Below are 18,059 nucleotides of genomic sequence, written 5' to 3' on the forward strand. Positions count from 1 at the left end.
CGTGAGCGAGCAGAGGGAGGGCGCCCGGGCCGTCGAGACCGTCGCCGGGCCGGTGGAGGAGCCGGGCGCGACGCTCATGCACGAACACGTCTTCGGGCTCAGCCCGGAGATCCTGTGGAACTGGCCGGACATCCCCGAGGGCTGGGACCTCGAACGGCGGGCCCGCGAGGCCGCCGACAAGCTGACCGAGCTGAAGGGCCACGGGATCGACACGATCGTGGACCTCACCGTGATCGGACTGGGCCGGTACGTGCCCGCCGTCCAGCGGGTGGCCGAGCTGACCGAGGTCAACATCGTCGCCGCGACCGGCCTGTACACCTACGACGCACTCCCGCCCTACTTCGGCAACCGCGGCCCGGGATCGCTGTTCGGCGGCCCCGACCGGCTGGCCGAGTTCTTCGTCCGGGACATCACCGAGGGCATCGGCGACACCGGGGTCAGAGCGGGCATCCTCAAGTGCGCCTCCGACCACCTGGGCATGACCAAGGGCTGCGAGCGGGTCTTCCGCGCGGTCGCCGAGGCGCACCGGGCCACCGGCGTGCCGATCTCGACCCACTCCCACAGCGCCTCGGGCGGCGGCCTGGACCAGCAGAAACTCCTCGCCTCCGAGGGCGTGGACCTGGGGCGGGTGGTGATCGGCCACGCCGGGGACTCCACTGACCTGGCCTATCTGGAGGAGCTCGTCGCGGGTGGTTCCTACCTGGGCATGGACCGGTTCGGCATCGACACGATCAGCTCGTTCGAGGACCGGGTGGCGACGGTGGCGGCCATGTGCGAGCGCGGCCACGCCGGACGCATGGTCCTGTCCCACGACTCCTACTGCTTCAACGACCGCTTCGACCACGAGGTGGTACGGCGCCGCCACCCGGACTACCACCTGCTGCACATCTCCCGGGACGTCCTGCCCGAGCTGCGCAGGCGGGGCGTGACCGAGGAGCAGATCCACCAGATGCTCGTCACCAACCCCCGCGACGTCCTCACCCCGTGCCGGCCGTACTGAGCCGTCGCGGGCCCGTCCCAGCGGACCCCGCGGCGGACGACTCCGAGCCCGCCGTACCGACCCCCGAAAGCCGGGAGACCCTCATGATCGACGCTGCTGACTTCGACGTCGGCGCGGCCTGGCACGTCGCCGCGCCGTACGACTTCCTGCGCAGGCTCCGCCATGAGCGGCCGGTCTTCCGCAGCGAGCACCTGGACGCCTACGTCCTGACCCGCTACGCCGACGTCCGCGCCGCCTACGGCGACCCTCGGCGGTTCTCCTCCGAGGGCTCGCTGACCATCTCCCGGAGCCTGTCGGCGGAGACCCGCCTCAAGCTGGGCGAGCACGGCTCGTTCCTGTCGAGCTTCGTGGCCAACGTGGACCCGCCCGTGCACACCCGGCTGCGCCGCTCGGTCTCGCGGGCCTTCACCCCGCGCGCCGTCGCCGCGCTGGAGCAGCGGTTCCGGGAGCTGAACGAGGAGCTGCTCGGCCGGGTGGTCCCGCGCGGCGGGGGCGACCTGGTGGCGGAGATCGCCCACGCGCCGTCGGCCAGGCTCACCGCGCGGTTCATCGGCGTTCCGCAGGAGGACGAGGAGTTCGTCAAGAACCACGTGAAGGACTGGTTCCAGCTCTTCCTGTCACCGCAGCCGCCCGACCGGCAGCTCGCGCTGGCCGAGAGCTTCCTGGTCTACCTCGACTACGTGGACGGGCTCGTCGCCTCCCGGGCCAAGGAGCCCCGTGACGACTTCACCTCTCTGATGACCTCCCTGATCGGCACCGAGCTGTCGCACCGCGAGGTGGTCGAGCTGATCTCCACGATCCTGCTCGGCGGCAACGACACCGTCCCCAACCAGCTCGGCAACAGCGTGCTGCGGTTGCTGCGCGAGGGACTGTGGCCGGTCCCGCCGGAGAAGGCCCGCAACGCCGTCGAGGAGTGCATGCGCATCGACGGCGCCAGCCTCGGCTCGTTCCGCTACGCCACCACCGACGTCGAGCTGCACGGGACGACGATCCCGGCCGGCTCGCTCTGCCTGCTCTCCACCGACTCCGCGGCCCACGACGAGACCGTCTTCGACGACCCCGAACGGTTCCTGATCGAGCGTCCCAACGCCGACGCGCACATGACCTTCGGCTACGGCATCCACTTCTGCGTCGGCGCGGCGCTGGGCCGCCTCCAGCTCCGCACCGCCCTGGAGGTCCTCGGCGAGCGCCTGCCCGGGCTGCGCCTGGTCCCCGGCGAACCCCTCTCCTACCGCCCCTCGATCGTCGGCCGGGGCCTGACCGCGCTGCCCGTGGAGTGGTGATGCGCTTCGGCGGCAAGGTCGCTCTGGTGACCGGGGCCGGTTCGGGGATCGGCGCGGCCACCGCGCACCGGCTCGCCGCCGAGGGGGCCCGGGTCGGGGTCGCCGACCTGCGCCCGGCGGGCGCGCGGGCGGTCGTCTCGGCGATCAGGTCCGCGGGCGGTACGGCGTGCGCCCTCCACTGCGACGTGTCCGAGGAGGCGGAGGTGGCGGCGGCGGTGGCCGAACTGGTCGCCTCGTTCGGGCGGCTGGACGTGCTGCACTCCAACGCCGCCTGCCTGGACCGGGAGGTCTACGGCAGGGACCAGGACCTGCTCGACATGGACGTGGACGTCTGGGACCGGACGATGGCGGTCAACCTGCGCGGCGCGATGCTCGCGGTCAAGCACGCGGTCCCGGCGATGGACGACGGCGGCGCGATCGTGCTGACCTCCTCGGTCTCGGCACTGGTGGGAGACGCCGACCACGCCGCCTACGGCGCCTCCAAGGCGGCGCTGACGGGCCTGGTCCGCTATGTCGCCACCATGTACGGCTCCCGCGGCATCCGGTGCAACGCGGTGGCGCCCGGCCTGGTCATGACCGACCTGGCCCGGGCCGTGATGACCCCGGAGCGGCTGGCGGAGAAGGCCGCCGAACGCGTCCTGCCGTGGGCGGCCGAATCGGATGACGTGGCCGCGCTCGTCGCCTTCCTCGCCTCCGACGAGGCGCGCTGCGTGACCGGTCAGACGGTCGTCGTCGACGGCGGCACCACCGCGCACCGCCCCGAGCACGCGATCAGGACATGGTCCCGTGAGAAGCTGGACATGTGACGATTTCTGTTGGCCTGGTGGGCGCCGGGCCGTGGGCGGAGAAGGTGCACGCGCCGGCGCTGGCGGCCGGGCCGCACACCCGGCTGGCGGGGGTGTGGGCCCGCAGGCCCGAGGCGGCGGTCAGGCTGGGGGCCCCGGTCTTCGAGCGGATCGAGGCGTTGTTCGACGCCTGCGAGGCGGTGGTCTTCTCGGTGCCGCCCGCGGTCCAGGCCGAGCTGGGAGTCCTGGCCGCCAAGGCGGGCAAGGCGCTGCTGCTGGAGAAGCCGCTCGCGGCCGACCTGGACGGCGCGCGGCAGCTCGCCGACGCGGTCGGGGAGGCGGGCGTGGCCTCGCAGATGTGCCTGACCTGGCGTTACTCGGCGGCCGTGCGGGCCTTCCTGGCGAGGGTGTCGGCCATCGAACCGTTCGGCGGGCACGCGACGAACATCTCCGGCGCGATGCTGGGCGGTGACTTCGACAGCCCGTGGCGGCTGGAGCGCGGCGCGATCCTCGACGTCGGCCCGCACATGATCGACATGCTGGACGCCGCGCTCGGCGCGGTGGTGGGGGTGCGCGCGCACGGCAACCCGACGGGCTGGGTCGGCCTGCTGCTGGAGCACGAGACCGGCGCGGTCAGCGAGGCCTCGCTCTGCCTGACCGCGGCCGGGCAGACCCCGCCCTCCCGCGTGGACGTCTACGGCAGGCTCGGCAGGGAGTCCGTCGACCGCAACGCCCTCGGCCCGGACGTCTTCGCCACGATGATCGCCGAGTTCGCCGAGACCGTGCGCAACGGCGGCGGCCACCCGCTCGACGCCCTGCACGGCCTGCGTCTGCAGGAGATCATCGACGCCGCCGAGGCGCAGCTCGGCTGACGCACGGCCCCGCGGGCCGCGCAGTCCCCGGCCGGGGCCCGTCCCGCGCGCCGGCCTGCCGCGGCCGGGGGATCAGGGGCTCAGGGTGGTGATGGCCCGATCGAGCAGCCCGCGCAGGAGGTCGCGCTCCTCGGGCGCGTAGGCCTCCAGCAGCCGCCGCTCGACGGCCACCGCGGCCGCGTCCGCCCGGTCGAAGAGCGCCTGTCCCTCCGGGGTGAGCCGGGTGACCAGCACCTGCGCGTGGTCGGGCGAGGGACGGCGCTCGATCAGCCGCCGCGACTCGAGGGTCTTGAGCACGGTGGTCATGCTCTGCGGGGTCACCAGGCACAGCCGTGCCAGCCTGGCCCCGGAGATGCCCGGGGCGAGGGAGAGCGTCAGCAGGGCCGCGTACTGCGGCACGGTCAGCCCGAAGGGCCGCAGGACCCGGGTCTTCTCGGCGATCAGCGCCTGCTCGGCCCGCTTGATGGTGTTGCCCAGCCGCCACGCGCTCGCTTCGGCGACCTTCTCCTCAGTGCCCACACCGCGAACGCTACCGAATTTGACACAGGCTCATATGTATATCAATGTACTGATGGTCATCAGGGCTCTGATATCACCGGTCCCGGTGATCGTCCGCGCCGCCCCGCCGTCTGTTCCCGCACGCCCGTCCGTTCCCGCACGGTCGCGGGCGGGCCCCGCCCGGTGCGCACGGCGCGGAGCCGGCGGGCCGGGTCGCCCACCTCCAGGAGAGAAGAGACATGCCCACCGTCACCGTAGGCACCAGCACCGTCAACTACCTGCGCACCGGCCGCGGACCCGGGCTCGTCCTCGTCCACGGCACCGGCGCCGACGGGCGCAGCAACTGGGCACCGCTCATCGACATGGTCGCCGACCGCTACACCGTGGTCGCGCCGGACCTCTCCGGCGCCGGGGCCACCGTCGACGACGGCGGCCCCCTGCACGTCGACGACCTGGCCGCCCAGGTGCTCGGCGCGGCCGAGCACGCCGGGCTCGACGGCTTCCACCTCGTCGGCCACTCGCTGGGCGCGGTCGTCGCGCTGGCGGCCGCGGCCGCCAGGCCCGAACGGGTGCGGTCGGTGATCGCCCACGCGGGCTGGGCCAGGACCGACCCCTGGATGGCCTTCCAGTTCGACCTCTGGGTGCGCCTGCTGGGGCACGACCGCGAGCTGCTGGCCAGGTTGCTGCAGCTGACCGCCATGTCCGACGACACCCTGCGGGCTCGCGGCCACCAGGACTTCGCGTCCGCCACCGCAGGCTTCTCCAGCCTGCTGGAGGGGGCCGGGCAGGGGTTCGTGCGGCAGGCGCGGGCCGACATCGACGTCGACATCACCGCCTCGCTGTCCCGGATCACCGCGCCCACGCTGATCATCTCCAGCAGGGACGACCGGATCGTGCCGCCGCACCACCAGCGGGAGCTCGCCGAGCTGATCGAGAAGGCGGAGTTCCTGGAGCTGCCCGGCGGTCACGGCCTGCCCTTCGAGCACCCCGGGTCGTTCGCGGAGGCCGTCGCCTCCCGGCTGGCCGCGTTCGCCGGGTGAGGCGCCCGGCGGGGACGTCCTGAGCCGCCGGAGGCGCGGCGACGGTGAAGGAGGCGGGGTCGCGCCCCAGTCGTACGGCCTGCGGTCAGGCGGACTCCCGGACGACGAGGGCGGGATCGAAGATGATCGAGGTCGCCGGCAGCTCGGGCCGGTCGACCTGGGCCAGTAGCAGGCGGGCCATCTCGGCGGCCATGTCCTCCACGGGGTGGCGGACGGTGGTGAGCGCCGGGCGGCTGGCGGCCGCCACGCTGCTGTCGTCGAAGCCGATCACGGCGACGTCCTCCGGCACCCTGAGACCGCGGTGCCGCAGCACGAACAGGGCCGCCTGGGCCATCACGTCGTTGGCGGCGAAGACGCCGTCGAGGTCCGGATGCCCGGCGAGCAGCCGCTCCATGGCGGCCTCCCCGCTGTGGTAGGTGAAGTTCCCCTCGGCGCAGGGGATGTAGGGGTGGCCGTGCACCGCCATGGCGTCCCGGAAACCGGCCAGCCGGGCCTGCGCGGCGGGCAGGCTGGGCGGCCCGGTGATGGTCGCGACCCGCCGGCAGCCCCGGGAGACGAGGTGGTCGGCGGCGAGCCTGGCCCCGGCCCGGTGCTCGACGTCGACGTAGCTGATCGGGATCGGCTCGGCGGGCCTGGCGAAGAGCACGGCGGGCAGGCCCGCGTCGGCGAGGAGCCGGGGGAGGGGGTCCTCTGCGTGAGTGGAGACCAGCAGGGCCCCGTCGGCGTTGCCCTGCCGCAGGTAGGTGAGCACCTGGGTGCGGGTCTCGGCGTCGTCGGCGAACATCAGGATCGGGTGGATGCCCTGGGGGCGGAGGAACCCGATGATGCCGGCGGCCACCCGGCCGAAGAACGGGTCGGTGAAGACCTGGCCGGGGGAGGGCTCGCCCGGCTCCTCCCCGCTCGCCCCGGAGACGACCAGGGCCACCACCCCGGCGCGGCGGGTCACCAGCGAGCGGGCCGCCTGGTTGGGGACGTAGCCGGTGGCGGCGACGGCCTGCCTGACCACCTCCTGGATCGCGGGGTCGACGTTGCGGATGCCGTTGATCACCCGGGAGACCGTGGCGCGGGAGACGCCCGCCGCCCGGGCCACGTCCTCCAGTGTGGGGGTCGATCCCGAGGGCGGTGTGGCTACGTTCACCGGGTCTTTATAGCACATTCGGAAATCGCTATCCCATGATCTTATCGCTTTGACCTGGACATTCGTGTGCTCCTGAAACCTGACTGCCTCGGCAGACGGAGGTTTTCCCACTCGGTGACCGGATTCTCCTCCGGAAGGTTCAGGTCCGCTCCGGTTCGGAAGTTTCGCCGGGCAGGATAGAGAGCGCTCTCCAGTGTCGGCCAGATTCCTTGTGCGGGCCGCCGCTGTCAGGACCGGGCCGGAAAGGGCCTCGTCGAAGCAGTGTTCGTCGCGCCGAAGTGAGCAGAAGGTTGCGGGCCGGCAAGGGAGAGCCTTGACAGTGTTCCGCTCCCGGGTGTGCGCTCTCTCACGGAGAGCGCTCTCCCCCTCCCGTCGTCGCGCGCGGCGGACACCCCCATTCCGAGGAAAGGCCGTGCACCTGACGCGCAGTTCAGGCGGGTACCGGACCGGAGGGTCCGGGATCTCCCGCTAGACCGGCACGGCCGTACGGCGTGCCGAGCCGGGGGTGGCGCGCCGTACGGCCGTCCCTCTCCTCCATCACCGTCAAGGACCCGAGGAGGGTTCCATGGGCAAGCCCCGCCTCCGGCTTCTCGCCCCGATGCTCGCCGCGGTCGCGCTGACCGTGGGCGTGGCCGCCTGCGGCGGCGACGGCGGCACTGACGCCGGGACCGCGGCCCCCGGCGCGCCGGCCGAGAAGGTCACGCTGACCGTCGCGCTGTTCAGCGACTTCCACTACGCGCCGCTGTACGCGGAGTTCAAGAAGACCCATCCCAACGTGGAGATCGTGGAGCGCCGCGCGCAGTTCAACGACCACCACACCAACCTCATCACCCAGTTGGCCACCGGCGCGGGCGCCGCGGACGTGGTGGCCGTCGAGGGGGCTACATCGGAGCCTTCACCCCCTCGCCGGGCAAGTTCCGCAACCTCAAGGACTACGGCCTGGACAAGCGGCAGGGCGAGTACCTGGACTGGAAGTGGCGGCTGGGCGTCTCCAACGACGGCTCCTCGCTGATGGGCCTGGGCGCCGACGTCGGCGGCCTGGCCATGTGCTACCGCCCCGACCTGTTCGAGAAGGCCGGCCTGCCCACCGGTCGCGAGGAGGTGTCGGCGCTCTGGCCGACCTGGGACCGGTACGTCGAGACGGGAAAGAAGTTCGCCGCGGCCGAGGAGGCCAGCGCGCTGCGCTCCGCAGGATCACGATCCCGATGATCAAGCCCACGATCGTCTTCGTCGTCATCACCTCGACGATCGGCGCCATGCAGGTGCTCGCCGAGCCGCTGCTCTTCGGCGTCTACAGCCCCACCGGCGGCCCGGACCGGCAGTACCAGACACTCGCGCTGTTCATCTACGAGAACTTCGTCAAGCTCGACTTCGGCTACGCCTCGGCCATCTCCTGGATGATGTTCGTCTTCATCGTCGTGGTCGCGGGCGTCAACTACCTGCTGACCCGCCGTACGAAGGGAGGACTGGTATGACCGCCCTCCGGCCGACGACCCGTGCGGCACGGCGCGGCAGTCCCGGCGGCGCGCGCCGGCTCACCTATCTCACGCTGATGGCCGTGGCGTTCTTCTCGGCCGTCCCGCTGTACTACAGCGTCGTGGTGGTCTCCCGGGACAACGCGGCCCTGGCCGAGGTCCCGCCCCCGCTCCTGCCCGGCGGGAACTTCTTCGCCAACGTCGCCCGGGTGTTCGACTCCGTTCCCTTCGCGCTGGCGCTGACCGACTCCGTCCTGGTCTCCGGGACCATCGCGCTGGCGGTGATGTTCTTCTCCACGCTGGCCGGTTTCGCCTTCGCCAAGCTGCGCTTCCGCGGGCGCAACGCCCTGCTGCTGCTCACCGTGGCGACCATGACGGTCCCGACCCAGCTCGGGATCATCCCGCTCTACATGCTCATGGTGAAACTGGAGTGGACCGGCACCGTGTACGCGCTGATCGTCCCCGCGCTGGTCAGCGCGTTCGGCGTGTTCTTCATGACGCAGTACCTGTCGCGGGCGCTCCCGACCGAGCTGCTGGAGGCGGGCCGCGTCGACGGCTGCACCACCTGGGGGCTGTTCTGGCACGTGGTGCTCCCGGTCGCCCGCCCCGCGGCGGCCGTGCTCGGCATGCTCACCTTCATGTCGGCGTGGAACGACTACTTCTGGCCGCTGGTGGTGCTGACCCCGGAGAACCCCACCGTGCAGGTCGCCCTGTCCACGCTGGCGGCCGGGTACGTCAACGACTACGTGCTCGGCCTGTCCGGCACGGTGCTCGGCACGCTGCCGCTGATGATCGTGTTCGGTCTGCTCGGCAAGCAGATCATCGGAGGTATCATGCAGGGCGCCGTCAAGGGATAGCGGCCGGGCTCCCGGGCCGGGAGGCCCGGTCCGGGACCTGCGGCGCCACCCCTTCGGAACCCTGCGTCACCTCCTCCGGGACCCTGCGTCATGGTGGCGCCCCGGGGAGTTGATAGCGTTTGCCCGACGCGCGGTGCGGAGCGAAGTCCGGTGCGAGCCCGGCGCTGTCCCGCAACTGTCATGGCCGCCACGGCCGAGCCAGGTCGCCTCCCGCCGCGCCGGCGCTGTCAACCCTCGTGGGAAAGGGTGATCCGTCATGTTCCAGCGGGTCCTCGGTTCCAGCAGACGAAAGGACCTGTCGTGAGGCCCGTACGTACCGCTTTCGCGGGCGCGCTCCTCGGTGCGCTGGCCCTGGCCGGATGCGGTCAGAGCTCCACCACCTCCCCGCCGGAGGCCACCGCCACGGCCAGCGCGACCGCCTCGGCGGCGGGTGAGTTCCCCGTCACCGTCGAGGCGGGCAACGGCCAGGTCACCCTCGCCGAGCGGCCCGAGCGGATCGTCTCCCTCTCGCCCACCGCCACCGAGAGCCTGTTCGCCGTCGGCGCCGGAGCCCAGGTCGTCGCGGTCGACGACCAGTCCACCTTCCCGGCCGAGGCGCCCAAGACCGACCTGTCCGGCTTCAAGCCGAACGCCGAGGCGATCATCGCGCAGAAGCCCGACCTGGTCGTGCTCGCCAACGACGTCGACGGCATCGTGGCCAAGCTGGCGAAGGTCAAGGTCCCGGTGCTGCTGGAGCCCGCCGCCACCAAGCTCGACGAGGCCTACGACCAGATCGCCGACCTCGGTGCGGCCACCGGCAACGCGGCCAAGGCCGAGGAGGTCGTGGCCGGGATGAAGCAGAAGATCGACGGGATCGTGGCCGCCGCGCCCAAGGACAAGAAGCTCACCTACTATCACGAGCTGGACACCACGCCCTACTCGGTGACCTCCACCACCTTCATCGGCCAGGTCTACGCCCTGTTCGGCCTGACCAACATCGCCGACAAGGCTCCTGACCTGGCCGGGGGCTATCCCAAGCTCTCCGCCGAGTTCGTCGCCCAGGCCGACCCCGACCTGGTCTTCCTCGCCGACACCAAGTGCTGCGGGCAGTCCAGGGACACCCTCGCCAAGCGTCCCGGCTGGTCCAAGCTCTCCGCCGTCAAGAACGACCAGGTCATCGCCCTCGACGACGACATCGCCTCCCGCTGGGGGCCGCGTGTGGCCGACCTCGCCCAGCAGGTCGGCGAGGCCGTCCAGAAGGCCGCCTCCGAGTAGGTGACCGATCCATCCGGTGCCCCGGTGCGGCGGTCGGCCCGGCTGCGCCCGGCGGCCCTGCTGGCGGCGGTGGGCGTGCTCCTGGCGAGCATGGTCGCCGGGCTGCTGGCCGGGGCGGCGGACATCGAGCCGGGCAGGGTGATCCTGCAACTGCTCGACTGGCTCCCGATCGTCTCCGCGGACTCCGGGCTCGCCCCGGTCGAGCAGGGGCTGCTGTGGGAGATCCGGCTGCCCCGGGTGCTGCTCGGGGCGGTCGTCGGCGGCCTGCTGGCCATCGCCGGGGCCGCCTACCAGGGCGTGTTCCGCAACCCGCTGGCCGACCCCTACCTGCTCGGCGCCGCCGCGGGCGCCGGGCTCACCACCACCGTGGTCATCGTGCTCCTCAAGGGCGACACCGAGTCCCTCTCCATCCCCGCCGCCGCCTTCGTCGGAGCCGTCGGCGGCGTCCTGCTCGCCTACGCCCTGGGCAACGTCGCCGGCCGGGGCGGCGGGACCGCCACGCTGGTCCTCGCCGGGGTCGCCGTGACCTCCTTCCTCACCGCCGTGCAGACGTTCGTCCAGCAGCTCGGCGTCGAGGACCTCCAGCGCATCTACGGCTGGATCCTCGGCACCGTCGACGGCGGCTGGGGCCGGGTGACGCTGGTCCTCCCCTACGCGGCGGTCTCGGTGGCGGCCCTGCTGGTGCACGGGCGGCTGCTGGACGTGCTCTCGGTCGGCGACGACGAGGCCGTCAGCCTCGGCCTCAACGCCGCCCGGGTACGGCTCGCCGTCCTGCTGGCCGCCTCCCTGGCCACCGCCGCGGCCGTCGCGGTCAGCGGCCTGATCGGCTTCGTCGGCATCGTCGTCCCGCACGTGGTCCGCCGCCTGGCCGGAGGCTCCTACCGGATCGTGCTCCCGCTCTCCCTGCTCGGCGGGGCGGCCTTCCTGGTCCTCGGCGACGTGATCGCCCGGACCGTGCTCGCCCCGGCGGAGCTGCCCATCGGCGTGGTCACCGCCTTCGTCGGCGCGCCGTTCTTCGTGGCCGTCCTGCGGATGACGAAACGGGTGGAGACGTGAGCGGCACCGGGGCGGTCACCCGCGAGGAGGGCCCGTGAGCCGCATCAGGGCGCGCGACCTGTCGGTCGTCCTGGACTCGCGGACCGTGCTCTCCGAGGTCGGGCTCCGGGTGCGCGGCGGTGACTGGCTCGCCGTGATCGGCGCCAACGGCGCGGGCAAGTCCACCCTGCTGAAGGCCGTCGCCGGGGTGCTGCCCTGCTCGGGGGAGGTGCTCATCGACGACACGCCCGTCCGGAGGCTCAAACCCAGGGACCGGGCCCGGCTGCTGGCCTACGCCCCTCAGGCCCCGGCGCTCCCGGCCGACATGACCGTGTTCGACTACGCCCTGCTGGGCCGCACGCCGTACATCCCGTACCTGGGCAGGGAGAGCCGCCACGACCGGGAGGTGACCGCCTCGGTGCTGGAGCGCCTGGACCTGGCGCCGTTCGCCGCCCGCACGCTGGGCCACCTGTCGGGCGGCGAGCGCCAGCGGGTCGTGCTCGCCCGGGCGCTGGTCCAGCAGGCCCCCGTGCTGCTGCTGGACGAGCCCACCACCGCTCTCGACCTGGGCCACCAGCAGCAGGTCCTGGAGCTGGTCGACCGGCTCCGGCTGGCCGACGGGCTGACCGTGGTCACGACCCTGCACGACCTGAGCGTGGCCGGGCAGTACGCCGACTCGATGATGCTGATCTCCGCGGGCCGGGTGGCCGCCTCGGGGGCCCCCGCGGATGTGCTCACCGAAGAACTGATCGACAAGCACTTCGGGGCCCGCGTCCGGGTCGAGACCCGCCCGGACGGCAGGCCCGGAGTCCACCTGGAGCGACCATGCCACTGACCCCAACGCCGGAGACCGCCGGGCCCGGTCCCGCCGGGTCCGGGAGCTTCCGGGAGGCCGGCGGGCCCGGATCCGCCCGGATCGATCGGACACGGGACACCGGCGGGCCCGGCCGCCTGCTGCTGAGCCACCGCGAGGAGGACGGCGTCCGCCTGGCCTCGCTGCTGTGGGAGTTCGGACCGGGCCGGCGGGCGATCTCCTCGGCGCTGGTCGGCGGCGGCATCGGCCCGGCGGAGTGGGTGCTCAACGCCCAGGTGCCCGGCGGCTACGCCCGGATGGACCCGGTGGACCACCTGCTGGAGATGGCCCCGCCCGGCTCCGGCGTCGGCATGCTCACCGCCGCCCCGGTGGGCCGTTTCACCAGGGCGGGCGACGGCGGGGCGCACGCCGTGGCGACCGTCGGCCTGCGCGTGCCCACCTGGGCCGCCGCCCCCGAGGGCGCCGCCGACCCCGAGCTCGCGCCCCTGTACCTCCCCGGGACGGTCAACATCGTCGTCGCCGTCCCGGTCGCGATGAGCGACGCCGCCCTGGTGAACGCGGTGATGACGGTGACCGAGGCCAAGACCCAGGCCCTGCTGGAGGAGGGCTTCCCCTGCACCGGCACCGCCTCCGACGCGGTCTGCGTCGTGGCTCCGGACAGCCGCCCCGGCGGCCCCGAGGAGTCGTTCGGCGGTCCCCGCTCCACCTGGGGCGCCCGGATCGCCCGCGCGGTCCACCAGGCCGTACGGCAGGGCGCCCGCGACTGGCTGAAGCCTCCTCACACACTCCCCTCGCCGGTGCGGCGGGCCCGGTAGGCGGCCATCTTGGCGCGTGCGCCGCAGCCGTCCATCGAGCACCAGCGGCGCCGGCCCGACCGGCTGGTGTCCAGGAACAGCACCGTGCACGGGCCCAGCTCGCACTCGTGGACCCGTTCGGCCAGCGGCCCGCCGAGCAGGTCGACGGCGTCGCGGGCGATCTCGGCCAGCAGGGCCTGCGCGGTCACCTCGCCGGGGACGCGCCGCAGGCGGCCGTCGGGGCCGGCCTCCAGCCGGTGCGCCGGCGCGGGCCGGGCGGCCCAGTCGTTCACGGCCGCCAGCTCCGCCGACGGGATCTCCCCGCCCAGCAGACAGGCGGTGAACAACTCGTACATCGACTCGCGGAGGGCGCGTGCCTGCCGCAGCTCCCGCGCGCCGGCCGCCGGAGCCGACGCGGCCAGGCCCGCCTCGGTGAACCAGCGGCCCAGGTCGGCAGGCGTCGTCAGCCGCTCGACGCGCTCCGCCCGCCGCCTGCCCACGGTGGCGATGAGGTTCAGGCAGTGCCGCCCGCTGTGGAACCGGAAGGTGCTCACCCTCTTGATGTTACCTTCTGAACCGGTAACCTGCCGTCCATGACACCGAACGATCTCGTGGCCCGCGTCCGCGCCGGGCACCGCCGGCTGCAGGCCCTGCTCGCCGATCTCACCGACTCCGACGTCCGGGCAGCCTCCCCGCTTCCGGGGTGGACGCGCGGTCATGTGATCACCCACCTGGAACAGCACGCCCACGCCTTCGCCCGCCAGGCCGACCACGCCCGCCGGGGCCTGCTCGTCGACGTCTACGACGGCGGGGCCCCGGCCCGCGCCGCCGCCATCGAGCGCGAGGCCGGACGCGGGGCGGAAGAACTGCGCAAGGCCGCCGCCGAGGCCTGCGCCGCGATCGAGGACGCCTGGTCGCGGATCGGCGACGACGGCTGGGGGGCGCCCGTCCGCTATCGCGACGCCACCCTTCTGGACACCGTCTACGCCCGCTGGCGCGAGGTGGAGGTGCACCTGGTCGACCTCGGCCTGGAGTACCGGCCGGCGGACTGGTCGATCGAGTTCTGCGACCATCTCGTGGACTTCCTGGCGCCCCGCGTTCCCGCGGGGACGCACCTGACGCTGGCCGACGACGACGCCGACCGGCGCTGGAGCATCGGCGACGGCGACCCCGTCGTGCTGCGGGGGAGCGCGAGCGACCTGAGCGCCTGGCTGGCCGAGCGCGCCCCCGCCCGGCCGGTCGCCGCCGAGACCGGAACCCCGCCCGAGCTCGGCCCCTGGCCGTGATCACCGGGCGAGCGTCCCGTCCGGCCGCACCGTGACGCCGTAGTCGCGTGACGCTCCCCCGGCGGTGATCTTCCCGGCGCGCAGGTCGGCCGCCACCTCCTCCAGCGGCCGGTCGTACGGCGAGCCGATGCCCCCGCCGCCCGTGGTCTCCACCACGAAGGCCTCCCCGGCGGCGAACGGCACGTTGCCGGCCTTCGATTCGAGGCGTTCCAGCGTGCCGTCCGCGCGCCGCCGGTAGAAGCCGCCGACCCGGCCGGGAAGGCCTCCGGAACGGCCGGGCGGAGCGTTGCGCAGCCGGTCGCCGCGGGTGGTGACGTGCGCGTCGTCCAGGAAGCGGATCACCGTGCGGGAGCCGAGGCCGCCGCGGTGGCGGCCGGGGCCGCCGGAGTCGGGGACGGTCTCCACCGACTCCACGATCAGCGGGCAGCGGGTCTCGACGGGCTCGGCCTGCGGGACCGAGTTGCGCCCGATGCCGAAGTGCACGCCCGTCGCGTCCGGCCCGTCCTTGCCCTGCCGGGCCCCCACCCCGCCGAAGTCGTAGGACAGGTGGATCCAGTAGGGCGCGCGCACCGCCGCGATGGAGAAGGGCTGGAGGATGCCGCTGGCGGCGATGGCATGCTCGGGCACGGCGTCCGAGAGCGCCTGGAAGATCGCCTCCATGGCCGCGTAGATGGGCACGAACCGGCCGCCGCAGGGGTGGGGGGAGCGGGCGTCGAGCAGCGAGCCGGGCGGGAGCCGTACCTCGATGGCCCGCAGGCAGCCTTCGTTCATGGCGATCGTCGGGTCGAGGAAGCAGCGGACCGCGAACACCGCGGCGGCCAGCGACTGCGAGGCCGAGGCGTTGATCGCGGCCGGGACCTGCGGGTCCGTTCCCGCGAAGTCCACGACCACCCGGCCCCGTCCGCCCGCACGCGGCGTCTCCCGTTCCACGGTGACCGCCACGCGGACCGTGTGGGAGCGGGAGAGGTCGATGCCGTCGTCGTCGATGGGGTAGGACGAGGTGTGGCGGCCGGGCGGCAGACCGGCCAGGGCGGCGCGGGTCCTCGCCTCGGTGTAGTCGAGGTAGTCGTCGATCCCCCGCGCGAGCCCGGCGGGGCCGTACTCGGCGATCATCGCCTCGATCCGGGCGGCGGCGACGGCGGCGCCCGCGACGAGCGCGCGCACGTCTCCCATGACCTTGTCCGGGGTGCGGCTGTTGGCCCGCAGGATGGCCTCGACGGCCGGTTCGATCCCCTGCGCGGTGGCCAGGCGGACCGGGGGGAGCTGGAGGCCCTCCAGGAAGATGTCGGTGGCCAGCGGGGCCATGCCGCCCGCGGACAGCCCGCCGAGGTCGGAGACGTGGATCATCGTGGCGGTGAAGTAGGCGGGGGAGCCGGAGACGAAGACGGGCCGGTAGACCAGCAGGTCGTTGGTGTGCACGCCGCCCCGGTAGGCGTCGTTGAGCACGAACACGTCGCCGGGGCGCATGGTGGCGGCGGGGATGTCCGCGAGCAGTTCCGGCAGGGCGACCTTGAGCGCCATGCTGTTCATGAGCGTGGTGGCCATCGACTGGGCGACCAGGCGGCCGTCGGCGTCGAGGACGGCCGCCGAGGCGTCCGAGCCCTCGACGATGAACGTCGAGTAGGCCGAGCGGACGACGACGATGCTCGCCTCCTCCGCCGCCACCACCAGCGCGTTCCGCAGCACCTCGGCGGTGAGCGCGTCAGTCATGCGATCCCCCCGGCGCCCGGTCCGGTTCCCGTGCCCGGCTCGGCTCCGGCGCCCGGTCCGGTTCCCGTGCCCGGCTCGGCTCCGGCGCCCGCCTCCGTCCTCGTGAGGATCACCGCCGCGTCCTTTCCGAGTGCCGCCCGCCAGCCGGGCGGCACCACGATCGTCGACTCCGCGTCCTCCACGATCACCGGGCCCTCGGTCTCCGGCAGGGAGGCCCGGGTGAACACCGGCGTCTCGACGTACCCGCCGGCCTCGGTGAAGTACGCCGGCCGCCGCGCCGGATCCGGGACTCCGGTTCCCGCGCCCCCGCCCGCCGTACCGGCGCCGGGCGGGGAAGGGGCGCCGGCGGCGGTCAGGGTGACGCGGACGCGGTAGCCGACGACCTCCACCGGGCCCCGCTGGGCGATGCCGTACACCCGCTCGTATCTGGCGGAGAAACGCTCGGCCAGGTCGGCGGGGGAGCCGGCCCAGGGGACGGTGAGGTCGTGCGCCTGGCCGGTGAAGCGGACGTCGGCCGAGCGCTCCACCACCACGCCGGGGTCGCCGGGCCGAACGCCCAGGTCGGCGGCGGCCGCCTCGGCGAGCTCGGTGAACACCTTCCCGGGATCGGCGTCCAGCGCGGAGCGGACGCGGTCCGCCGACAGGTCCCCGGCCAGCAGCCCGGCGGCCGAGGCCACGCCGCAGCGGGCCGGGACGACCACGGTGGAGATGCCGAAGCGGGAGGCGACCCGGGCGGCGTGCATCGGGCCCGCGCCGCCGAAGGCCACCATCACGAAGCCGCGCGGATCGATGCCGCGCTGGACGGTCACCACGTGCACCGCCGAGCCCATCGAGGCGTTGGCGATCTCGTGGACGGCGTGTGCGGCCTCGGCCCGGGAGACGCCCAGCGGCCCGGCCAGCCGCAGGTCGATCGCCTTGCCGGCGAGGTCGGGGGCGAGCGGCATCGTGCCGCCGGCGAAGGAGGCGGGGCCGAGATAGCCGAGCACCAGGTCGGCGTCCGTCACGGTGGGCTCCTCGCCGCCCAGGCCGTAGCAGGCCGGGCCGGGTGCGGAGCCCGCCGAGCGCGGCCCGACCCGCAGGGCGCCCGCCGCGTCCACCCACGCGACGCTGCCGCCCCCGGCGCCGACCTCGGCCAGGTCGATGGCCGGCGTCTTGACCGGCACGCCGGTCCCGGCCCGGCGCCCGCCGAAGCTGCCCTTGCCGCCGACGTGGAACTCGTGTGTGATCTCCGGCCTGCCGCCCCTGATCACACAGGCCTTGGCCGTCGTGCCGCCCATGTCGAAGGAGATCGCGTCCGGATGCCCGGTCGAGACGGCGGCCAGCACCCCGGCCGCCGGGCCGGACTCGATCGTCGCCACCGCCCTGCGCGCGGCCAGCTCGACCGGCATCACGCCGCCGCCCGACCCCATCACGCGCACCGGGGCGGTGATCCCGATGCCGGCCAGCCGGGCGGCCAGCCGCCGCAGGTAGCCCTCCATCACCGGCCCGACGTAGGCGGACATGATGGTCGTCGTCGCGCGCTCGTACTCGCGCAGCTCGGGCCAGACCTCCGAGGAGATCACCACGGTGGGGACCGTCTCCCGGAGGATTTCGGCGACCCGCCGCTCGTGGGCGGGGCCGGCGTAGGAGTGCAGCAGGCAGACGGCGGCCGACGTGATGCCCCGCCGTGCGATCTCCTCGCCGACGCGGGCCACCGCGGCCTCGTCCAGCGGCTCCAGCACCGCGCCCGAGCAGGAGATCCGCTCGGGCACCTCGAAGCAGTCCTCGGCCGCGACCGGTGGCGGAGGCGGGTCGAAGCGCAGGTCGTAACGGTCCTCCTCGACCCGGGCGTAGCGGCCGAGGGGGATCGCCGAGCGGAAGCCCCGGGTCGTGACGTAGGCGACCCGCACGCCCCGGCGCTCCAGCACGGCGTTGGTGGCCAGAGTGGTGGCGTGCACGACCCCGGTCACGAGCGCGGGGTCGGTACGGCCCAGCACGGCGGTGACACCCCTGACGATGCCCTCCGCGGGGTCGTCGTGGGTGCTGAGGCACTTGGCGACCGCGACCTCGCCGCCGGGCCCGCGCAGCACCACGTCCGTGAACGTCCCGCCGACGTCGACCCCGATCGAGTAGCCCACGAGCCCTCCTCGCCCGCCGGTTCGCGGGTTCCCGGACCGCAGGTTATTACCCGAGCAAGCGCTTGTCTATGTTCCCTTCTCTTGACTTCAGCCGATAGGTT

19 protein-coding genes are annotated in these 18,059 nt (G+C 73.5%); 14 read left to right on the forward strand and 5 right to left on the reverse strand.

What is annotated here, in order from left to right; genetic code table 11:
- Nucleotide 1: 1 nt before the first annotated feature.
- From HS041_RS15715 to HS041_RS15730, 4 genes are all read left to right on the forward strand, one after another.
- Complete coding sequence (locus HS041_RS15715) at nt 2-1,000, forward strand: phosphotriesterase family protein (RefSeq protein ID WP_196441422.1); 999 nt, start codon at nt 2-4, stop codon at nt 998-1,000.
- 83 nt (nt 1,001-1,083) lie between these two features.
- Nucleotides 1,084-2,283 carry a cytochrome P450 gene (locus HS041_RS15720; RefSeq protein ID WP_196441423.1) on the forward strand — a complete coding sequence of 400 codons (1,200 nt, stop codon included), beginning with the start codon at nt 1,084-1,086 and terminating at the stop codon, nt 2,281-2,283.
- Nucleotides 2,283-3,089, forward strand: a complete 807-nt coding sequence (locus HS041_RS15725) for an SDR family NAD(P)-dependent oxidoreductase (RefSeq protein WP_196441424.1) — start codon at nt 2,283-2,285, stop codon at nt 3,087-3,089. The genes HS041_RS15720 and HS041_RS15725 overlap by 1 nt, the downstream gene beginning before the upstream one ends.
- On the forward strand, nt 3,086-3,940 hold the full coding sequence (locus HS041_RS15730) for a Gfo/Idh/MocA family protein (protein ID WP_196441425.1): 855 nt from the start codon (nt 3,086-3,088) through the stop codon (nt 3,938-3,940). The genes HS041_RS15725 and HS041_RS15730 overlap by 4 nt, the downstream gene beginning before the upstream one ends.
- Before the next feature lie 72 nt (nt 3,941-4,012).
- On the opposite strand, the gene HS041_RS15735 is transcribed toward HS041_RS15730, so the two are convergent.
- Nucleotides 4,013-4,459, reverse strand: coding sequence for a MarR family winged helix-turn-helix transcriptional regulator (locus tag HS041_RS15735; RefSeq protein WP_196441426.1), 447 nt, complete (start codon nt 4,457-4,459; stop codon nt 4,013-4,015).
- A gap of 218 nt (nt 4,460-4,677) precedes the next feature.
- Between HS041_RS15735 and HS041_RS15740 the strand changes: the two genes are divergently transcribed.
- Complete coding sequence (locus tag HS041_RS15740; RefSeq protein WP_196441427.1) at nt 4,678-5,478, forward strand: alpha/beta fold hydrolase; 801 nt, start codon at nt 4,678-4,680, stop codon at nt 5,476-5,478.
- An 85-nt stretch (nt 5,479-5,563) separates the two neighbouring features.
- On the opposite strand, the gene HS041_RS15745 is transcribed toward HS041_RS15740, so the two are convergent.
- Nucleotides 5,564-6,616 carry a LacI family DNA-binding transcriptional regulator gene (locus tag HS041_RS15745; RefSeq protein ID WP_307845314.1) on the reverse strand — a complete coding sequence of 351 codons (1,053 nt, stop codon included), beginning with the start codon at nt 6,614-6,616 and terminating at the stop codon, nt 5,564-5,566.
- Nucleotides 6,617-7,181: 565 nt separating this feature from the next.
- Here HS041_RS15745 and HS041_RS39335 point away from each other — a divergent pair.
- The 8 genes from HS041_RS39335 to HS041_RS15780 all read left to right on the forward strand — a co-directional run bounded on the left by HS041_RS39335 (nt 7,182) and on the right by HS041_RS15780 (nt 12,866).
- On the forward strand, nt 7,182-7,628 hold the full coding sequence (locus HS041_RS39335; RefSeq protein WP_255529975.1) for an extracellular solute-binding protein: 447 nt from the start codon (nt 7,182-7,184) through the stop codon (nt 7,626-7,628).
- Nucleotides 7,628-7,825, forward strand: coding sequence for an extracellular solute-binding protein (locus HS041_RS39340; protein WP_255529976.1), 198 nt, complete (start codon nt 7,628-7,630; stop codon nt 7,823-7,825). Before HS041_RS39335 ends, HS041_RS39340 begins: the two co-directional genes overlap by 1 nt.
- The gene (locus HS041_RS15755) at nt 7,822-8,091 is read left to right on the forward strand and encodes an ABC transporter permease family protein (protein WP_196441429.1); all 270 of its coding nucleotides are present in this window, start codon (nt 7,822-7,824) and stop codon (nt 8,089-8,091) included. Before HS041_RS39340 ends, HS041_RS15755 begins: the two co-directional genes overlap by 4 nt.
- On the forward strand, nt 8,088-8,948 hold the full coding sequence (locus tag HS041_RS15760) for a carbohydrate ABC transporter permease (RefSeq protein ID WP_196441430.1): 861 nt from the start codon (nt 8,088-8,090) through the stop codon (nt 8,946-8,948). The genes HS041_RS15755 and HS041_RS15760 overlap by 4 nt, the downstream gene beginning before the upstream one ends.
- A gap of 300 nt (nt 8,949-9,248) precedes the next feature.
- Nucleotides 9,249-10,202, forward strand: a complete 954-nt coding sequence (locus tag HS041_RS15765; RefSeq protein ID WP_196441431.1) for an ABC transporter substrate-binding protein — start codon at nt 9,249-9,251, stop codon at nt 10,200-10,202.
- A gap of 90 nt (nt 10,203-10,292) precedes the next feature.
- Nucleotides 10,293-11,258 (forward strand): FecCD family ABC transporter permease, encoded by a 966-nt coding sequence (locus tag HS041_RS15770; protein ID WP_196442518.1) that lies wholly within the window; start codon nt 10,293-10,295, stop codon nt 11,256-11,258.
- 34 nt (nt 11,259-11,292) lie between these two features.
- Nucleotides 11,293-12,072, forward strand: coding sequence for an ABC transporter ATP-binding protein (locus HS041_RS15775; RefSeq protein ID WP_196441432.1), 780 nt, complete (start codon nt 11,293-11,295; stop codon nt 12,070-12,072).
- Nucleotides 12,063-12,866, forward strand: coding sequence for an adenosylcobinamide amidohydrolase (locus HS041_RS15780; RefSeq protein WP_230879086.1), 804 nt, complete (start codon nt 12,063-12,065; stop codon nt 12,864-12,866). Before HS041_RS15775 ends, HS041_RS15780 begins: the two co-directional genes overlap by 10 nt.
- Here the strand turns inward: HS041_RS15780 and HS041_RS15785 are convergent.
- Nucleotides 12,830-13,399, reverse strand: coding sequence for a CGNR zinc finger domain-containing protein (locus HS041_RS15785; protein ID WP_196441433.1), 570 nt, complete (start codon nt 13,397-13,399; stop codon nt 12,830-12,832). The two genes, HS041_RS15780 and HS041_RS15785, sit on opposite strands and share 37 nt — an antisense overlap.
- 39 nt (nt 13,400-13,438) lie before the next feature.
- Here HS041_RS15785 and HS041_RS15790 point away from each other — a divergent pair, with 39 nt between their 5' ends.
- Nucleotides 13,439-14,131 carry a maleylpyruvate isomerase family mycothiol-dependent enzyme gene (locus HS041_RS15790; RefSeq protein WP_196441434.1) on the forward strand — a complete coding sequence of 231 codons (693 nt, stop codon included), beginning with the start codon at nt 13,439-13,441 and terminating at the stop codon, nt 14,129-14,131.
- Here the strand turns inward: HS041_RS15790 and HS041_RS15795 are convergent, their stop codons facing one another.
- The gene (locus HS041_RS15795) at nt 14,132-15,841 is read right to left on the reverse strand and encodes a hydantoinase B/oxoprolinase family protein (RefSeq protein ID WP_196441435.1); all 1,710 of its coding nucleotides are present in this window, start codon (nt 15,839-15,841) and stop codon (nt 14,132-14,134) included.
- Nucleotides 15,838-17,958 carry a hydantoinase/oxoprolinase family protein gene (locus tag HS041_RS15800; protein WP_196441436.1) on the reverse strand — a complete coding sequence of 707 codons (2,121 nt, stop codon included), beginning with the start codon at nt 17,956-17,958 and terminating at the stop codon, nt 15,838-15,840. The genes HS041_RS15795 and HS041_RS15800 overlap by 4 nt, the downstream gene beginning before the upstream one ends.
- Nucleotides 17,959-18,059: the final 101 nt, after the last annotated feature.

Origin of the sequence: Planomonospora sp. ID67723, assembly GCF_015711605.1 — a bacterium.
GTDB lineage: Bacteria > Actinomycetota > Actinomycetes > Streptosporangiales > Streptosporangiaceae > Planomonospora_A.